The sequence below is a fragment of the Weissella confusa genome (assembly GCF_004766315.1).
GTDB lineage: Bacteria > Bacillota > Bacilli > Lactobacillales > Lactobacillaceae > Weissella > Weissella confusa_A.
In genome coordinates, this window is record NZ_PVSN01000054.1 from 20446 (window position 1) to 36949 (window position 16504).

The 16504-nt window shown below is 44.1% G+C and carries 14 protein-coding genes, 1 tRNA gene and 2 pseudogenes; 2 read left to right on the plus strand and 15 right to left on the minus strand.

From position 1 onward, the window contains the following. Positions 1 to 104: 104 nt before the first annotated feature. The 7 genes and pseudogenes from lepA to C6P11_RS07890 all read right to left on the minus strand — a co-directional run bounded on the left by lepA (position 105) and on the right by C6P11_RS07890 (position 9274). Positions 105 to 1955: a translation elongation factor 4 gene (lepA, locus tag C6P11_RS07865; RefSeq protein ID WP_087043565.1), complete on the minus strand. Its 1851-nt coding sequence runs from the start codon at positions 1953 to 1955 to the stop codon at positions 105 to 107. 114 nt (positions 1956 to 2069) lie between these two features. Next, the gene (locus C6P11_RS11420) at positions 2070 to 2204 is read right to left on the minus strand and encodes a hypothetical protein (RefSeq protein WP_003610241.1); all 135 of its coding nucleotides are present in this window, start codon (positions 2202 to 2204) and stop codon (positions 2070 to 2072) included. Between the two features lie 10 nt (positions 2205 to 2214). Beyond that, the gene (locus tag C6P11_RS07870; protein ID WP_135520126.1) at positions 2215 to 3069 is read right to left on the minus strand and encodes an aldo/keto reductase; all 855 of its coding nucleotides are present in this window, start codon (positions 3067 to 3069) and stop codon (positions 2215 to 2217) included. A gap of 86 nt (positions 3070 to 3155) precedes the next feature. Next, entirely contained in the window at positions 3156 to 4601 is a 1446-nt protein-coding gene (gene cls, locus C6P11_RS07875; RefSeq protein WP_135520128.1) for a cardiolipin synthase, read from the minus strand. Positions 4602 to 4720: 119 nt separating this feature from the next. Continuing rightward, a pseudogene (locus C6P11_RS07880) lies at positions 4721 to 6559 on the minus strand (ABC transporter ATP-binding protein). Beyond that, positions 6552 to 8298: pseudogene (locus C6P11_RS07885) on the minus strand (ABC transporter ATP-binding protein). Before C6P11_RS07885 ends, C6P11_RS07880 begins: the two co-directional pseudogenes overlap by 8 nt. 97 nt (positions 8299 to 8395) lie before the next feature. Continuing rightward, the gene (locus C6P11_RS07890) at positions 8396 to 9274 is read right to left on the minus strand and encodes a LysR family transcriptional regulator (RefSeq protein ID WP_135520130.1); all 879 of its coding nucleotides are present in this window, start codon (positions 9272 to 9274) and stop codon (positions 8396 to 8398) included. Between the two features lie 121 nt (positions 9275 to 9395). On the opposite strand from C6P11_RS07890, the gene C6P11_RS07895 reads away from it, so the two are divergent. Beyond that, a complete protein-coding gene (locus C6P11_RS07895) occupies positions 9396 to 10127 on the plus strand; it encodes a DUF554 domain-containing protein (protein WP_135520147.1) in 732 nt (243 codons plus the stop codon). Positions 10128 to 10218: 91 nt separating this feature from the next. Here C6P11_RS07895 and C6P11_RS07900 read toward each other — a convergent pair whose 3' ends face one another. From C6P11_RS07900 to C6P11_RS07930, 7 genes are all read right to left on the minus strand, one after another. After that, on the minus strand, positions 10219 to 11442 hold the full coding sequence (locus C6P11_RS07900; protein WP_135520132.1) for a phosphoglycerate kinase: 1224 nt from the start codon (positions 11440 to 11442) through the stop codon (positions 10219 to 10221). 126 nt (positions 11443 to 11568) lie between these two features. Beyond that, complete coding sequence (gene gap / locus C6P11_RS07905) at positions 11569 to 12579, minus strand: type I glyceraldehyde-3-phosphate dehydrogenase (RefSeq protein ID WP_003610223.1); 1011 nt, start codon at positions 12577 to 12579, stop codon at positions 11569 to 11571. A gap of 269 nt (positions 12580 to 12848) precedes the next feature. After that, the gene (locus C6P11_RS07910; RefSeq protein ID WP_245299845.1) at positions 12849 to 13580 is read right to left on the minus strand and encodes a hypothetical protein; all 732 of its coding nucleotides are present in this window, start codon (positions 13578 to 13580) and stop codon (positions 12849 to 12851) included. Between the two features lie 165 nt (positions 13581 to 13745). Next, positions 13746 to 13958: a hypothetical protein gene (locus C6P11_RS07915; RefSeq protein ID WP_135520136.1), complete on the minus strand. Its 213-nt coding sequence runs from the start codon at positions 13956 to 13958 to the stop codon at positions 13746 to 13748. 130 nt (positions 13959 to 14088) lie between these two features. Then, positions 14089 to 14268: a hypothetical protein gene (locus tag C6P11_RS07920; protein WP_135520138.1), complete on the minus strand. Its 180-nt coding sequence runs from the start codon at positions 14266 to 14268 to the stop codon at positions 14089 to 14091. Positions 14269 to 14291: 23 nt separating this feature from the next. Beyond that, positions 14292 to 14750, minus strand: coding sequence for a hypothetical protein (locus tag C6P11_RS07925; protein WP_135520140.1), 459 nt, complete (start codon positions 14748 to 14750; stop codon positions 14292 to 14294). After that, positions 14740 to 15123, minus strand: a complete 384-nt coding sequence (locus C6P11_RS07930) for a helix-turn-helix domain-containing protein (protein WP_135520142.1) — start codon at positions 15121 to 15123, stop codon at positions 14740 to 14742. The genes C6P11_RS07925 and C6P11_RS07930 overlap by 11 nt, the downstream gene beginning before the upstream one ends. Positions 15124 to 15277: 154 nt before the next feature. Here C6P11_RS07930 and C6P11_RS07935 point away from each other — a divergent pair. Further along, a tRNA-Arg gene (locus C6P11_RS07935) sits at positions 15278 to 15349 on the plus strand. Positions 15350 to 15407: 58 nt separating this feature from the next. On the opposite strand, the gene C6P11_RS07940 is transcribed toward C6P11_RS07935, so the two are convergent. Beyond that, a complete protein-coding gene (locus C6P11_RS07940) occupies positions 15408 to 16259 on the minus strand; it encodes a DNA/RNA non-specific endonuclease (protein ID WP_135520144.1) in 852 nt (283 codons plus the stop codon). Between the last annotated feature and the right edge of the window lie 245 nt (positions 16260 to 16504).

Sequence of the window (16504 nt, forward strand, 5' to 3'; positions counted from 1 at the left end):
AGTACATTGCGTACCAGAGTCAGTTTATTTAACCTGAATATAATACCATAACTTCGAAGAGAATGGTAGTCTCTCAACCAAAGAAATTTGCAGAATATTCACAATTAGTGATTAGCACCCTTTGCAAATTCTGTATCATCTTCAGCCTTAAGCACCGCCATAAAGGCTTCTTGTGGCACATCAACCGTACCAACTGCCTTCATGCGCTTCTTTCCACGCTTTTGCTTATCCAACAACTTGGCACGACGGTCAGGGTCACCCGTGTGAATCTTTGAGGTAACGTCCTTACGGTACGCCTTAATCGTTGAACGTGAGACAATCTTTGAACCAATTGCAGCTTGCACTGGAATTTCAAAGTTACGACGTGGGATGATTTGCTTCAACTTAGCCGTAATAATACGTGAACGCTCTTGAGCAAAATCCTTGTGCACGATAAAGCTCAAGGCATCGACCTTATCACCGTTCAACAAGATATCAATCTTAACCAAGTCAGACTTGCGGTAACCTGAAATCTCGTAATCCAATGAAGCGTAACCACGCGTGTTTGACTTCAACTTATCGAAGAAGTCAAAGATGATTTCTGACAATGGAATGTAGTACTTCACGTTAACACGGTTTTGGTCCAAGTAATCCATCGTATCGAATTCGCCACGCTTTTGTTGTGCCAATTCCATAACTGCCCCAACGTATTCGTTAGGCACCATGATTTGTGCGTGTACGTATGGTTCTTCAATCCACTTGATGGCACTAGCTTCAGGCAACTCTGATGGGTTAGCCACTTCAACCATTTCACCGTCCGTCGTGTACGCGTGGTACGTTACAGATGGTGCCGTCGTGATCAATTCCATATCGAATTCACGTTCAAGACGCTCTTGCACAACGTCCATGTGCAACAAGCCCAAGAAACCAGTACGGAAACCGAATCCCAATGCTTGTGACGTTTCAGGCTCGAATTCCAATGACGCATCGTTCAATTGCAACTTTTCAAGCGCTTCACGCAAGTCGTTGTACTTTGAGTTATCCGTTGGGTACAAACCTGAGTAAACCATCGGCGTCATTGGTTGGTAACCTGGCAACGCTTCAGCTGCTGGGTTCTTAACTGACGTAATCGTATCACCAGGGCGTGCGTCACGAATGTTCTTGATTGAGGCGGCAACATAACCAATATCACCAGCCATCAAGAAATCACGCTTCACAGGGTGTGGTGAGTTCACACCAACTTCTGTGATTTCGTATTCAGCACCTGAGTTCATGAAGCGAATCTTATCACCCGGCTTCATAACCCCTTCCTTCACACGAACGGTCAAAATAACACCCTTGTATGAATCGTAGGCTGAGTCAAAAATCAACGCTTGCAATGGCGCTTCCAAATCACCCTCTGGTGCAGGAATCTTGGCCACGATTTGCTCAAGCAATTCTGGAATACCAATACCTTGCTTAGCTGATGCCAAAACGGCTTCAGATGCATCAATACCGATCACATCTTCGATTTCAGCACGGACAGCCTCCGGATCAGCGGCTGGTAAGTCAATCTTGTTGATCAATGGCAAGATTTCCAAGTCATTTTCCAACGCCAAGTAAACGTTTGCCAACGTTTGGGCTTCAACACCTTGGGCGGCGTCAACAACCAAAATCGCACCATCAGCCGCAGCCAATGAACGAGACACTTCATAAGAGAAGTCGACGTGACCTGGTGTATCAACCAAGTGGAAGATGTACGTCTCGCCGTCGTTCGCCTTGTAGTGAACTTCAACCGCGTTCATCTTAATTGTGATACCACGTTCACGTTCCAAATCCATCGTGTCGAGCAATTGATTTTGCATCTCACGTTCAGTAACCGTGTGCGTTGCTTCCAGAATACGATCTGAAATCGTCGACTTACCGTGGTCAATGTGAGCCACAATACTAAAGTTACGAATGTGAGATTGGCGCGCCTTCATTTCTTGAATGTCCATTATTTATCGCGCTCCTATTCTGTCTAATTTTTCTGTCCCTACCATTATACAGGGTATTTCGGCGCCTGACGATAGTAAAAAGAGACCAATCCGCGCAGATTAGCCCCTTTCACCTTACTTCTTGGTCACGTCCTTAAATTCGCCTTCCAAGACTTGTGCCTTGTTACGCATTTCATGGTCGTGACGTGCCTTGCGTGATTGCGTGTACACAAACAGTCCGACCAAAATCAAAATAATCAAAAACCACATACTACTTCTCCTAGTGTGTTACGGTCCAATTCAACATCTTTTGCACATGGGCAACATCGGGATCATCTGATCCGCCAAACAACGTTTCACCCGTATTCATCGTGGCAATTTGTGCCATTTCGTCGTCTGTTAATTCAAAATCAAATACATCCAAATTAGAGGCCATTCGCGCTGGCTTCATTGACTTTGGAATTGTGCTAATACCTCGTTGAAGCAGCCAACGCAAAATAACGTGACCCACTTCTTTACCGTGGTTCTCAGCAATCTTAGTCAAAATTGGTGAATGGAATACATCATGCATCCCCTCCGCAAACGGTGCCCACGCTTCAACCAAGATGCCTCGTTCTTGGAAGTACGCCACCTTATCTGCTTGTTGGTGGAAAGGATGGTTTTCAATTTGGTTCACCATTGGCGCGATGTCGTTCAATGCCACAAATTGCGTCATCAACGCTGGCGAGAAATTCGACACACCAATTGCACGAATACGACCGGCTTTGTAATCTTCTTCTAGCGCACGCCAAGCACCCCAGATGTCCCCAATTGGGTGGTGCAACAACACCAAATCCAAGTAATCAGTTTCCAGCAATTCTAATGAACGTTCGACAGAAGCCTTTGCTCCCTCGTAGCTCATGTCTTGCACCCAAACCTTGGTTGTCAAAAACAAGTCACGACGGTCAACATCACTTTCGGCAATTGCGCGACCAATATCGCCTTCATTGTCATAAATCACAGCTGTATCAATCATGCGATAGCCGGTCGCAATGGCATCCTTTACTGCTTGGGTAGCGTCAGCGCCTTGCACTTGCGCAACACCGTACCCAAGTACCGGCATCTTCACCCCATTTACTAATGTTCGAAACTCCATTTTTATTGCCTCGTTATCTTATCCGTTAATACCCTGTATTATACGCTTCTACAATGAAAAAACACGGCAAATTGCCGTGTTTTTGTTTACAAAATTGGCGTCAGCAAACGTGAGAACATTTGCTTAAACTTACGCCATCCTGATTGGTTATCGAAGTATTGACGGGTCAAACGCGTTGAAACCCGCAAATCCTTTTCAAAAATCTGATTCATTTCCGCAGCCAATCGACGGCTGTACATAAAGGCATTCACTTCAAAGTTCAAAGCGAATGAACGAATATCCATGTTGGCACTACCGACCGAAACAATCTTATCGTCAATCACCAACGTCTTAGCGTGCAAGAATCCCTTGTCGTACGTGTAGACTTCGGCGCCCGCTCGGACCATCGCACGCGCATAGTATTCCGTCGCACGATAGACAAACTGGTGATCCGGCATACTTGGAATCATGATGCGTACCTTCACCCCTGAACGAGCGGCCACAGATAGCACATCCATAATCGCTTGGTTCGGAATAAAGTATGGCGATTGAATCGTGATACTTTCACGGGCAATCGCAATCATATGCAAGTACCCTTGATAAATTTGCTTTGAATCCGACTCTGGTCCTGATGATACAATCTGCATCGCAACATCCCCAGCTTGCGTACTGTCTGGGAAATAATCATCACTAAACTGCAACTTTTCTTCCGTTGTCGTTGCATTCCAATCCATGAAGAAGCGACTTTGCATCGCCAATACTGCGTCACCTTCAACACGCAAATGCGTATCACGCCAGTAACCGAACTTCTTTTTCTTGCCCAGATATTGGTCACCCACGTTAAAGCCACCAATGTAACTGATATTACCGTCAATAATCACTAGCTTGCGGTGATCGTGATTGTTCACGCGGAATGAAAACGGCTGCCAATCATGAATCAAAAATGTTTCAATTTGGCCACCAGCTTCATGCAAGCGCTTGAACATCTTCTTGTGGCGACCACCTGACCCCCACATGTCATAAATGACACGAACACGCACACCTTCAGCTGCTTTCTTCGTCAACAAATCAACTAGTTGATTTCCGATTTCATCATCATAAATCGTATAGTACTCAACATTCACGTGATGCTTGGCCTGTTCGATATCCGCAAACAATTGCGCAAATTTGTCTTTACCATCCGTGATAACTGAGACATGATTTTCATTTGTAAAAATCGCTTGTTCATTATTCAAGAACAAACGAACAAACGTTTGTTCTTCTTGATAATCGGCTGTGGCAATGTGTACCATTTGCTTCTTTTGCTTCTTCGCAATGCGGTCAATACCCATGACACGTTGCGTTCGAATGTCAAAAATACGCTTATTTGATAGCTTACGCCCAAAGAAGAAATAGAACGCAAAACCAAAAACTGGGAACAATAACAGCACCAGCATCCAAGCCCAAACCGTCGTAATATCACGGTTTCGATCACGGAAAACCGTGACAATCGCTCCTAACGTATTCGCGATTAACAAGACGATTAGCGCAGTATTTATCCAATGTTCAATCATTTGCTAATCCCCACTTTCCTACCTACTCACAATCGTACGTCTATTGTAGCAGTACAATCGACAAAAAAACCAGTGCCATCACGCACTGGTTACAGTTTCATCGAAATCTTAACATGATGTTAGCCAACATTTTCAGCAAATTGCGAATTATACAACTTTGCATAAGCGCCATTTGCAGCCAACAAGTCATCATGCTTACCACGTTCAACGATATTACCGTGTTCCATTACTAAAATCTGGTCGGCATAACGAATCGTTGATAAACGGTGAGCCACAACGAAACTGGTACGACCGGCCATCAAACGTGCCATCGCGTCTTGAATCATCCGTTCCGTACGCGTATCAACTGAACTCGTCGCTTCGGCCAGAATCAAAATTTCCGGATCAGCCACAAAGGCACGGGCAATAGTTAGCAATTGACGCTGCCCTTGCGAAATATTCGTTGCTTCCTCATTCAATACCGTATCATAGCCATCCGGTAACGTCTTAATGAAGTCGTCCGCGTGGGCCATCTTGGCTGCCTCGTAGATGAAGTCATCCGTCGCATCCAAACGACCATAACGCAAATTATCCATAATCGTTCCCGAGAACAACCACGTTTCCTGGAGCACCATCGCAAAGTGATGACGCAAGGATTGGCGACTCATCGACTTCGTGTCTAAGCCACGCAGACGAATTGTCCCTGACGTCGTATCATAAAAACGTTCCAACAGGTTAATCATCGTTGACTTACCCGCCCCAGTTGGACCAACAATTGCGACCATTTCACCCGGCTTCACCGACATATTATAATCAGTCATCAACGGCTGATCAGGTACATAACTAAAGGCGACATTTTCAAAGATAACCAGGTCATCTGTTTCAATTGGTTCAACCGGCTCTGGGTTGTCCATCTCAGGCTCATCCAGCACTTCAAAAATACGTTCAGCTGATGCCACTGTTGCCTGAATGGTATTCGTTAAGTTAGCAATCTGAGTGATTGGCTGACTAAACTGATTCGTGTACTGCAACATCGCCTGGACATCACCCAAGCTGACTGAACCTGACGCCACCTTAATGCCACCAATTACAGCCATCGCAAGGTAATCCAAATTATTGACGAAACGCATCGATGGGAAAATCAACGTCGAAACGAACTGCGCTTTCCAGGCCGACTTATAATACGTTTCGTTTTGTGCATCAAAATCAACCATGACGTTCTTTTCTTGATTAAACGTCTTTACCACCGTGTGACCGGCAAACGTTTCTTCTACTTGGTCATTCAGCAAACCAAGTGACGCCTGCTGACGGGCAAAGAAACGCTGTGACAACGGCGCAATTGTCCGCACGATTAACAATGAAATTGGGACTGTCGCAAATGCGACCAATGACAATTGCCAGCTAATTGTCAGCATAAAGTAAATTACACCGACGAATGTCAAAGCTGATGTCACCAACTGAATCAGTGACTGATTTAGCGTTCCTGAGATGTTATCCATGTCGTTAACAACACGTGACATGATGTCCCCGTTTTGGTGGGTATCATAATACGACACCGGCAACTTCGTCATTTTCACTTTGAAATCTTGACGCAATTGATAGACCGTACGTTGCGCAATTCGAGTCATAATCCATTACTGCGTGATTGAGAAAATCGCACTCAAGACATATAAGATTGACACGAAAACTAAGATTTGGAAAACCTTATCCATGTTAATGTGAATGACTGTATGCATTTTCACTGAGCGTGTCACGTCATTAAAGATAACCGTTGTCGCTTCACCCAAAACCTTTGGTGCACGAACCGACAACACAACTGATACCGCTGCAATAATTAACGAAAAGATAACGCCGGCACGATCCTTACGCAAATACTTAAACAAGCGAATGACCGTCGGCCAGAAATTGACTGCTTTTTCGACAGGGCGTCCCATGCCGCCACGGCCACCACCGCGACCGCCACTAGTATAACTACGCATTGACACCCACCTCCTTCAAATCTGCTTCAGACAATTGGCTCCGCATAATTTCTTGATATGCTGGGCAAGTCTTGGCTAGGTCTCGGTGTGAGCCAACCCCGGCTAATTCGCCATTGTCTAGCACCACGATGACGTCAGCATTCATGACCGTCGCAATTCGTTGGGCAACAATGACCTTGATTGCCGGTGCCAAACGTTCGTCAGCATTAATAGCAGCTCGCAAACGTGCATCCGTGGCAAAGTCTAGCGCTGAGAACGAATCATCAAACACATAAACCTTCGCGTCTTTAATCAAAGTACGGGCAATCGCCAAACGTTGACGCTGACCTCCCGAGAAGTTAGCCCCGCCTTGCTCAACCGTCATATCCAAGCCACCTTGCTCTTGAATAAAATCATCTGCTTGTGCAATTTTCCAAGGCATCCCAAATTTGTTCGTCTGTCGCATATGGCATACCGAACGTCATGTTTGAGCGGACCGTTCCGGTGAACAATGTCGCTTTTTGCTGGGTAATCGATACTGCCTCGTGCAAATCATGTTGAGAAAGCTTTTTGACATCAACCCCTGACAGGTCAACGTGACCACTGGTTGCATCAAGCAAACGCGGAATCAAGTTAACCAGCGTCGACTTACCTGAAGCGGTTCCACCGATAATCGCCATTGTTTGCCCCGCTGTTGCTTGGGCAGTAATATGACTCAACGCTGGTCGTTCGGCGCCTTCAAATCGATATGACACATCATCAAACGCCAATGATGCTGGTCCGTCAGGCAATGCCACCGTTTGATCAGCATCCGTAATCGTGTCAGCCGAATCCAAGACCTCATTAATACGGTCCGCTGATGCTTGGGCACGTGGCACCATGACAATCACCATTGATAGTTGCATAAAACTCATCAGAATTTGGGTCGCGTACGTCAAAAATGCCACCAAGTTTCCCATTGGCATCAGGTCAGCACCAATCAACTTGGCTCCCAACCAGACAATCCCAACGTTGGTGAATGACAAAATAATCGTCATCACTGGCATCATCATCGCAACTGTCGTAAAGACAACACGTGCTGTGTGTGTCAAATCATAGTTGGCCTCTTTAAACTTATCAACCTCGTAGTCATCACGATCAAACGCACGGATAACGCGCACACCAGTCAGTCCCTGCTGGAAAATCAGATTGATTTTATCAACCTTCTTTTGCATCGTCTTAAAACGCGGTACCGAGATGCGCATATTGATAAACACAGCGAGGGCCAAAACTGGCAACGCAACTGCGAAAACCATCGTTAAACGATGATCCAAACGCCATGCCATGATGGATGCACCCACAAACAAAAGTGGTGACATCAACATCATACGCAACACCGTTTGGAACACGTTTTGGATTTGCGTGACGTCATTTGTCGTTCGGGTAATCAGCGTTGCGCTTCCAAATTTATCAACGTTCTTGGCATCCATAAAGGTAACCTTACGGAACAGCGCACTACGCAACTTCATCCCCAAACGTTGACTCTGGGTCGCCGCAAAGAACACATTCAACGCTGCCCCTGACCAGCCGGCAATGGCAATCAACAACATGATGCCACCCATGCGCCAGATATAATCGATATCGTTTTGGGCAATTCCTTTATTAATAATGTTCGACGTAATTGTCGGCAATGACAAATCCGCCGATACTTGAACCATTAAAAACAACACCGCCAGTATGACTGGAATGGGTTGTAAATATCGTTTTCCTATTCGAAACATAATCATTCCTCACGTTCTGTTAGACACCGTTAGTTTACTCGCCTTTTTCGGATAATAAAAGAAAAAGCTCATGGAGCACCATGAGCTTTGATTATGTTTACTTATTTTGACCAACGAACTCCCAAAAGAGCTCACTTGCCTTAGAATGTTGGGCCGTGTTCTTACGCATAAAGGCCAATTGACTCACATCATTGAGGTTAATCGGACGCTTGATGATATCTGGGTTAGCCGACATATCAACGCTCTTTTCCATCATGATTGAGACACCCATCCCGTTAGCAATCATATTTAAGATGATATCGATACGTTGCCCTTCATAGGCCACTTTTGGCTCGAAGCCAGCGGTACGGGCCATTGCCATCACACGGTTATAAATCGTTGTTTCACGCCCGAGCAATAGGAATTCTTCATCTTGCAAATCGCCGATTTTCACCTGCGTCGTGTCAGCCAATGGATGGTCTTTTGGTACAACGCAAACAAACTGATCCTTATCCGTCACGATTGTTTCGTACTTCTCATTAATGTCCCCGAAGTCACGACCAAACACCACATCCGCCTTACCATTGTCCAACGACTGAGTAATAACGCCGTGATCAACTTCAGATAGGTGCAATGAAATTTCCGGATGATTATGATGGAATGCAGCAATCAACTCAAACCCGCGATAGTTGGAAACTGATGGAATCGCAAGGATCGTCAGCGTATTTTCAGATTCCGCTGCGTGCTGATTAAGTGTACGCAACATCGCATCATATTCGGATCTAATTTTGGCTGCATAAATAGCAGTAATGCCCCCGGCCTCAGTTAACTTGATGGTCCGGTGGCTACGCTCAAACAGCTTCGTATCCAATTCCTTTTCTAGCGCTAAGATTTGTTTTGAGATGTTACCTTGCGTCGTGAATAAACGTTCGGCAGTCTCGGTATAGCTTAGCGTTTTCGCCAAATCTAAAAATACCTCAAACTTATGGATATCCATAATACGTCCTCTTAAATATTACTCTTTGGAATAGTTTATCACATTTTTGGATTTGTTGCGTTTACTTATTAAGCGTAAGATAGAAATATCGCGTTTCATGGGGGTAAGAGAGAATATGAATATGCCTACTGGTATTATTATTAATGCTTTGTCCGTTTTAGCGGGCGGTATCGTCGGTGGCCTTTTCGGCAACCGCATTTCTGATAAATTTAAAAATGAAATTAACATGATTTTAGGCGTCGCCTCAATGACAATGGGTGTCATCGCCATTGCGCCAACTAAGAACATGGCGCAAGTCATCTTTGCTTTGATTCTTGGGACATCACTTGGGTTAATTTTCCACGTTGGTCAACTGGTTAACCGTGGTGCTGGTTTTATGCAACGCCAAATTGCTCGCGTTATTCCAATGAAATCAAGTATGCCTGAAGATGAATTCATGGCAACCTTGTTGACGGTCATCGTCCTATTCACCGCCTCAGGAACTGGTATCTACGGTTCCTTGGTTAACGGTATGACTGGTGATGCGACAATTTTGATTTCTAAGTCAATTTTGGATTTCTTCACGGCAACGATTTTTGCAGCTAACCTTGGCTTTGTAGTCTCAGTAATCGCCGTACCACAATTTATTTTCTTCTTTATTCTATTCTTGCTTGCTGGGTTCATTTACCCACTAACGAACCCAGCCATGATTACAGACTTCAAGGCTGTTGGTGGTGTGCTGATGCTAGCCACTGGATTCCGTATGATTAAAGTTAAGATGTTCCCCACTACAGACATGATTCCTTCAATGATCATCATCATGCCACTTAGCTGGCTATGGATGACCTACATTCTACCTGTACTAACCCACTAAACACAAAAAACCGCTTAATTCACAAATCGTGAATTAAGCGGTTTTATTTTTCAACTAATTAGCTGATTTGTAATCGATGCGAGCTTCAAAATTACTTTTCAGAAATAGCTGCGATACCTGGCAAAGTCTTACCTTCCAAGTACTCCAATGAAGCACCACCACCAGTTGAGATGTGGCTCAATTGGTCAGCAACACCAAGTTGTTGAACAGCGGCAGTTGAGTCACCACCACCAACGATAGTCGTTGCACCGTTCTCCTTAGTTACCTTAACCAATTCTTCACCGATAGCCAAAGTTCCCTTGGCAAAGTTAGGCATTTCGAACACACCCATAGGTCCGTTCCAAACAACAGTCTTTGCGTCTGACAAAACTGACTTGAACAATTCGATTGACTCAGGACCAGCATCAAGACCCATGTAACCGTCCTTGATACCATCCTTAGCAATGTACGTGTCAGCATCGTTAGCAAACTTGTCAGCTGCTACGGCGTCAACAGGCAATACCAACTTGTTGCCAGCTTCTTCAATCAATTGCTTAGCCAAGGCGACCTTGTCTTCTTCAAACAATGAGTTACCGATAGCCTTACCGTTAGCTGCGTCGAACGTAAATGCCATTCCACCACCAACGATAACCTTGTCAGCCTTCTTCAACAAGTTCTCGATAATAGTAATCTTGTCTGAGACCTTAGCACCACCGATGATAGCAACGAATGGACGCTCTGGGTTTTCAACGGCACCACCCAAGAACTTGATTTCCTTTTCCATCAAGAATCCAGCAGCAGTTTGTGCGATGTTTGAAGCGATACCAACGTTTGAAGCGTGGGCACGGTGAGCCGTACCAAAGGCATCGTTAACAAAGACGTCACCCAATGAAGCCCAGTACTTACCAAGCTCAGGATCGTTCTTTGACTCGCGCTTAACTTCTTCACCGTTAACAACGTCTTCGAAACGCGTGTTCTCGAAGATCAAAACTTGACCATCTTCCAAACCAGCGATTGCGTCTTCCAATTCCTTACCTTCAGTAGCAGGAACGAAAGTAACAGGTTGACCCAACAAGTCAGCCAAACGTTGTGCAACAGGCTTCATTGACAAGCCCTTCTTGTCATCTTCACTCTTGATACGTCCCAAGTGTGAGAACAAGATAGCGCGTCCGCCGTTATCCAAAACGTACTTAATAGTTGGCAATGCAGCTACGATACGGTTGTCGTTTGAGACAACAACTTCACCGTTCTCTTCCTTCAAAGGAACGTTAAAGTCAACACGCATCAAAACCTTCTTACCCTTCAATTCCAAGTCTTCAACAGTCAACTTAGCCATTGTAAAAGTCCTTCTTTCTGTGTGTGATTGCTTTTAATAAAAATCAATAACTATATTATATCAAAAAACAGGTGGTTCAGAATGTCTAAACCACCTGTTTTTACTCTATCTACTAGAAACTAGCAATTAGAGAGTTGCCAAGTGCAACAACGTACGGATCATGTTTGAAGTGAAACCGTATTCGTTGTCGTACCATGCAGCAGTTTGAACCAATTGCTTGTCACCAACAGTGATGACCTTAGTCAAAGTTGGGTCAAATACAGCACCGTGCGTGTCGCCGATGATGTCTGATGAAACGATTTCGTCTTCGTTTACACCAAATGAATCGTTGACATACTTCTTAACAGCGTTGTTAACTTCTTCGGCAGTTACAGTCTTTGACAATACAGTCGTCAACTCAGTAACAGAACCGTCAACAACACCAACACGTTGTGCGTGACCGTCCAACTTACCAGCAACAGAAGGAACAACCAAACCGATAGCCTTAGCGGCACCAGTTGAGTGAGGAATCGTGTTTGCTGAAGCAGTACGGTTTGAACGGAACTTTGATCCCTTAGGACCGTCCAAGATCATTTGCGTTGAAGTGAAGGCGTGAACCGTCGTCATCAAACCGATCTCGATACCAAATTCCTTGTCCAATGCGTTAGCCAATGGAGCCAATGATTGCGTCGTGCATGAACCAGCTGATACGATGTGATCATCTGAAGTCAAAGTGTCTTGGTTAACGCCGTAAACAACCGTTGGGATGTTTCCAGCTGGAGCTGAGATCAAGACCTTCTTTGCACCTGCATCCAAGTGAGCTTGTGACTTTTCTGCTGAAGTGTAGAATCCAGTAGACTCCAAAACGATTTCAACACCATCGTTAGCAACCCACTTCAAGTCAGCTGCGTTACGCTCAGCGTAAACGCGGATCTTCTTACCATCAACGATGATACCTTCTTCGTCAGCTGAAACTTCAGCGTTCAAAGTACCGTGCGTTGAGTCATACTTCAACAAGTATGCCAACATAGCAGGGTTAGTCAAATCGTTAATTGCAACAACTTCGATGTCATCCGCAGTATCCTTCAACTCAAGGATGCGACGGAAGGCCAAACGACCAATACGGCCGAAACCGTTGATACCAATCTTAACAGTCATTATTAAGATTCCTCCCAGAAATTCTTTGTAAACGTTTTTACGTTGTCTATTATACGACTTTGTATAAAGTTTCGCAAACAGTTGTAACAACGTGCTTTCAACATCGCAACAAATATGAAATTTGTTACGAACCGAGTCGATCTTTCGTTCTGAAATAAATCAGTACTCCTAACCAACCGATATATTTATTATACGCCACTAGCTTAAAAAAAGCTCACTTTTGCTTTGATTAAGAACAAAAATGCCCAGGATTCGCTCCTGGGCATTTGTTACTTTTTCATAGAATTTACAAGACGACGCTTTGTACGGCGGAACGTTGTTGACATGAAGCTCGTGTGCAATTCAATCAATGTCAAAATCACAAGCAACGTCACCGTTCCAATAACTGAGAACCACGTCCCTGTCATATCAATCAATGAACGTTCGTCATGGCTAGCCAATGAAATTGACGATGCCTTAACAACCTCTTCCTCTGACAAAGCTTCGCTAATCAAATCGAAGTCTGCCATGCCAATCATTTGTTGCAACGTAAATGGGTCGTTCAATGATTGGAACTCGTGTAGGTTTTCCTGTAGTTGATCTTCTTCACTCTTCAAACGATCTTCCCAACCATCGCGGTCGTTATCAAAAATCGTTAGCAAACGAATTTCGTGAATCAAAAAAATGTAGTCAGCGACATATTGGTAGGCGGCTTGTTCTAGAGACAACAACCCTTGTTCCATTTGTCCTTGGTGATCGCTCAATTGATGAGTTGCCTTCTTCAAAGCATCTACGACATCGGCTTGTGCCTTAAAGCGATCGCGCATACTATCGACCTTCCCCAACGCGGTCGTATACGCCGTATACATTTCTTCATTATCAGGCGTATCCGCCATTGGTACAGCAGACGTTTGTGCGTTTGTATCAAACACTTTCGTCTCTTCCCCGTATGCTGTTACTTGCATGCCTAGTGCGACAATAAATGTCACAACTGCCATACCAACCTTTTGCCACTTTTTCATAACATTCATGCCTTCCATTTCTCTCTTGTAAAAGAATAGCAAGACATTTTAGATTTATTTGGCGTAATTTATGACGAAATTCCAGAAAATGTGAATTTTTAATGTGCTATGTCCCAAAACAAAACGCACCCGGCCTCACAGAACCAGATGCGTTAGAAAACTCGCTTATTTTTGCAAAACAATTTGGTGCGCTTGACTAGCGTTTGCACCACTCAAACGAGCTAGTGCATAACGTGCTACACGACCTAATCCGCGTAGTACGTGTACGCCACGCAAATCCCAAAGGAAATCAATCGCAGTTGCTAACGTCACTAAGATCAACCATGCAATCGCCATCAAAAGCCCCAAAACAAATACTCCATTCCATGCTGCAATCATAACATTACCTCCCACAATTAATTTAAACCTAACTGATATTGTTAATTAAAGTCCTAAACGTCTATCGCTTAGGACATAATTTATTATATATTAGGTTTTAACTAATTTCAACCCTAAAGTTAGGTTTTAATTAACGGTAACTAATGCGGTCCATTGGGTGGGCTGCGTTAAAGGCATTAATAATCTCAAGCACGTCTCGACGAGCTGCCCCTTTTTGGGCGTACTTAACTGCTTTTTGCTTATCTTTTGAGACGTTTGATAGCGTTGATTGAAAATGCATACCGTTACGTTGTTTAGATGGTAAAGCCATAATCGATTCCTTCTTTCAACATGTTAGCCAGGGAGTAATCCACGGCGCTGATAATAGTTAACCGTCTCATCAGCAAAATCACTTGGGTAGCCCAAATGCTCTTCTAACATCCAAGCTGCAAAAGGTTCATCTGAGTGTTGACGGGCAATACGCATTAAATCATCTTCTGAAGTCATGTAGGCAATCACTTCTTCACGCGCGTTAACTTCATTATTGTGGGCCCGGACAGCATCATAGTCCAAATGATCCCCTAAATCAGAAATAGCGTGATGATATTCTTCGACCAGCGTACGTGCCTTATCGAATGTATCTAGTTCGCGGTCGATGAAGATGTATGCCTTGTCACCTTTCAAGTAAGCAACACCGTCTAATCCCGAATTTTCTTTTAATGGCATCGTATCTAGAATGATAGGTTCTAACCCGTGTTGCGTCAGATCATCCTCTACGCGCATTAATAGATCATCGTAATCATTACTTCGCATTGCGGTCCTCGTAGTCAGCAATCAATCCTTCAATATATGCCTTGGCACGGTCGATAACACGGTGACGATCTTCGTCAGGCAATCCTGAAATATCCAAGCCCCAGTGTGCTGCCATCAAAACTGGTTCATCAGTCGCAACGGCCGTTGAAACCTTATCTGGATCTTCAACTAGGTCAGACTTTGACACACCAAAGTATTCAGCCATTGCTTCAATCTTACCGATACGTGGGTACGTCTTACCGTTTGACCAATCAGAAATTGTTGCCGTTGAAACACCAACGATTTCAGCCAAACGGGCCGCTGTAATTTCTCGTTGCTTGATTAGGCGCTTAATGTTTCGCCCCATAATCTCCTTACCTTCTGATGATGCCATAATTTTCACCTTTTTCTTGTTTGTGTTTTTAATGTTTATTTCAGTCTTATAGGTATTATATTAAAGGTAAACTTAACAAAATGCAAGGTTAAACCTAATCTATTTTATGCTATTGCGCGCTTTAAAAGAATTGGGCTATACTAAATAACGTATTGGACTTGTAGTGTAATGGATATCACGTCGGATTCCGGTTCCGGAGATGAGGGTTCGATTCCCTCCAAGTTCATCATATATGCTAAAAAGACCGAGATTTTAAAATCTCGGTCTTTTTTCTATCTATATTATTACTTAGCTACCTTCGCGTAACCTGTGCTGTAATCAATCACAACACCTGGCTCTACGTTAGGAACGAACACATTAAACTCAAGTGAGCCATCTGATGACTTCGCTTCAAGGTGTGATCCAGATGGTACCAAGTTATCCCCATCGTAAACTGGCGTTACACGGTAACGCACCGTCTTGCGGTTATCTTGCGCACGTCGCACTTGTGTCTCGTAGTAGTTTTGACCAGTGTTGCTGTCGTTACCATTTGACGCTTGGTTAGCCCACGCCGTTTGCGCTGTGATGTTTTGTGGATTTGCCTCAGAACCATCAAAACCACGTACACTTCCAGCCAAAGCGTAACCGATTGAGTGCCCACGATTATAGAGCATCTTGTAGTTACCACCAATTGATAGCTGGTGCCAGCCAACTGGTTGCATTTGGCGACTATTACCCGTTTGATCACGTGATTGATATTGACGGCTAGCCTTTGTTAATAGCGCATTGGCAGTGCCAGCTCGACCCAAAGAATCCTGCTTAGCAAGTTGCACATATGGCGCTGAACTTACCTTGGCATTCAAATCAGTCTTATTGTTGTTAAGAATGAAAGCACCACTACCATTAAAGCGAACGCTATTCGTACCCAATTGCTTCACCACGTTAGCTGTCAAAACTGATGATGCTAATGATTCATTTGGGCGCTCGTCTGACGTGCTGCCATAATTAACTTTCGCATCAGACTTAACGCTTGATTGTGCATAATTTGTCTTCGTTACTTGTGTGCCATTATTATCTTTTAGCACGGTTTGTTGCAATGCAAATACACCCAATGCAATTACAACACCCGCTACAGATACTTGTCGCTTACGTCCCATGTCAAAAACTCCTTCTCTTATATCCCTGAGATATTATTATACCAGCAAGTTCTACTTAATATTGTCTTTGAACTGTCAAAAGTTGCATGTTATCTGGTATTATTAGGGCAATTAATAAAGGTGAATTGTCAATTCAACCGGAACACTTGAGATAAATAATATTCTTTAGCCGATCTCCAGCCGAAAAGCTTTCGAGGTCGGCTATTAATTTGCTCAACCATTTGTTCAATGTATTCGTCTGAATA